Below are 2,471 nucleotides of genomic sequence, written 5' to 3' on the forward strand. Positions count from 1 at the left end.
ATGCCGCGCTCGTCGCACCAGACGATGAAGCGGCGGATAGCGATGCGCCGGGCGCGCACCGTGTCCCGCGAGTAGCCCGTTATCAGCATCCATTCGAAGTGCGCTTCCATATACTGCGTCAGCGCCAGGTGCCCCAAGGGGTCGATCTCGCGTTTTCTGGAACCGGCTGGCTTGACCGCTGCCGGTTTGCGCGTCTTGAGTTTCTGGCCTTTGCGCGGCATCTCACACCCCAGTTACCACTATGACCGGCTGCGTGTACGATCTTGTTTCGCAGGACAGGGGGTGGCGCGTTTCTGGCAAGGTATTGGGCTCATTCGTTATGAGCCTTGTCAGCGTTGAAGTTTGAGCGGATAGCTCCTTGCGCGTTGCCACCGCAACCGGGCCGTTTTGGGGCCGCGTTGACCCCGCGAACTGGGGGTGTTCACCCCGCGAACTGTCTGTCGTACCTGTCGCCATCAGCTGGGTTACATCCAGTAACCCGGCCAATTGCGGGCTGTGCGCCGCTAAGTCACCATCAAACAGCAATTCGTACTCGAAGCTTTGCCCACGGCAACCGCGATGGACCAGCAGGTACTCCAGCGCTGCCAACCTATCCAGATGTAGGCGGCACTGGGTATCCGATAGCCCGCTGGCGTGACGCACCTCGGCGCGGCTGAAGCGGATGTCCTGCACCAGTAATTGCGCGGTGTCGGCACGCTCGCGCACCAGCTGTTGAACACAGGCCAAGAGCTTGCGCGTCTGCGGTGGCAATTCATCCAGGCTGCGCCCCAGTACCTCATGCGCCAGCGTATTGGCCTGTGCAATGTCCTGCGGCGTCACTTCCACGTAGTCAATCTGCCGATCCCCCACCGTCAAGGTTTTGATCGGGCGTTGGTACTGGTGGAGTAAGGCAATCGTGTCGATCAGGGAGAGGTACTTTTCATGATCGCGTCGCGTCCGCGTGCGATCGTCCAGGAAGGTCAGTTGGTCCGCATACGGATTGACCACCGCCAAGGGACGCAACAGGCGCTGGGCGTTACGGTGCAGCGCCAGCACGGCGTCCTTGGTTTCCTTGCCCATGAAGCCGGCCAAGGTGCGCCGTTCCCGTTGGCGACGATGGATCGCCGCGGTCTGCTCGCGGCCTTCGTCAACGGAGAGCACCAAGCAGCGATTCAACAGTTCTTCGTCGATATCGATGGCCGTGGTGGTCATGAACAGACTCATTGGGCCTTCCACCCGGTATTCCTGCGCCACCAGATTCCCGTTGGCGTCAGTGCCCGTGCTGGCCATCGTCAACTCGCCATCCGATTGCAGCAGCTTCAAGGCATAGCTGGCCCGGCTCGCGCCTTCCTCTTCGGCAATCGCCAGCACCTTGTGCTTGAGATTGGTCTCACCCATGTAGAACAGGCTTTGTCCGCTCATGGCGGAGTAGCGCACCGTCTCTTCCGGCGGCATGAAGGCCAGCACTGCATCCATCAGACTGGATTTACCCGCTGCGCTGGACGATTGCACCACCACCGCCAGCGGCCGGTCCAGCTTGCGGCTGGTGGCGGCTAAATAGGCGGTCAGCTTGTTGGTCGCTTCGCCGACGATGCCGCATTGCTCGAAGTCCGCCAGTACCCGCCCCAGCAGGTCGGGCGTGCGTAATAGCGCCAGTGCTGCTTGCTGTTCATCCTCGCTGATGGCTGGCACAGGCGGTGCCTTGGGTTCCAGCGCCTCACGTATCGTGTCGTCCTGTACCTGCTCCAGCTTCAAGAGCACGCGGCCCAGTTCAGCCTTGAGCACCGCCTCCTGCATCCGCAGTTCCGCTGCCGCCTGCTGCACAAACACGGCGCGCGCCCGGGCGGCGTACAGGTCCAGGGTATCGACATGGAATGCGTCGGCCTGTGACACCATCAGATTGACCTTGAGTACGCCCACCGCAAGGTTTTTCGGCAAGCCGCGTATCCGCCAGCGACGCCCTGTGTCGCCTTCGCCAAACCGCATCACCACTTCCTGCTCGCTGACTTCGGCGTTCACATCACACGCCGACCCAGGTGGCACCGCTGCTGCCGGCAGCGCAATCACAGGCTCAGCCATTTTTTTAGCGGCTAAAATGGGCGGGCTGTCCGGCTCGGGTATTTCGCGTCCTGCTGTGATGGCTTCCGTCTCGCAGGCTGCCTGTAGCGGCCGCTTTGGCGCTTGCCCATCACCGAGCCATGCCGCCTTGCGAATCAACAGCCCCAGCGATTTCGCCGCAGGCTGGACTTTAAGCGCGTAATCATTGGCATCCATGCCCTTGGGGAACGGGATACGGTAGACGCCGAAGCCGGCCGCTTGCAGCCGTTCTGCCAGTCCCTGGGTGGCCCGCTCGCCGGCCTCATCCCGGTCATAGGCAATCAGCACCCGCTCAATGCCATGCCGTTGGAAGGCGGCTAAATGGGTATCGGTGAATCCCTGTGTGCCATAGCTGGCCGTTACATTGCGGTAGCCCGCACACCAGAAGGTCATTG

2 protein-coding genes are annotated in these 2,471 nt (G+C 61.8%); both read right to left on the reverse strand.

What is annotated here, in order from left to right; translation table 11 throughout:
• Nucleotides 1–221: hypothetical protein (locus CSQ89_RS21055; protein ID WP_308418197.1), on the reverse strand; the 221-nt coding region annotated here is incomplete at its 3' end.
• A 1-nt stretch (nt 222) separates the two neighbouring features.
• Nucleotides 223–2,471 (reverse strand): toprim domain-containing protein (locus CSQ89_RS21060; protein WP_099407929.1); only part of this gene is annotated, 2,249 nt, incomplete at its 5' end.

This window comes from Chitinimonas sp. BJB300, from assembly GCF_002735695.1.
Taxonomy (GTDB): Bacteria; Pseudomonadota; Gammaproteobacteria; order Burkholderiales; family Chitinimonadaceae; genus Chitinimonas.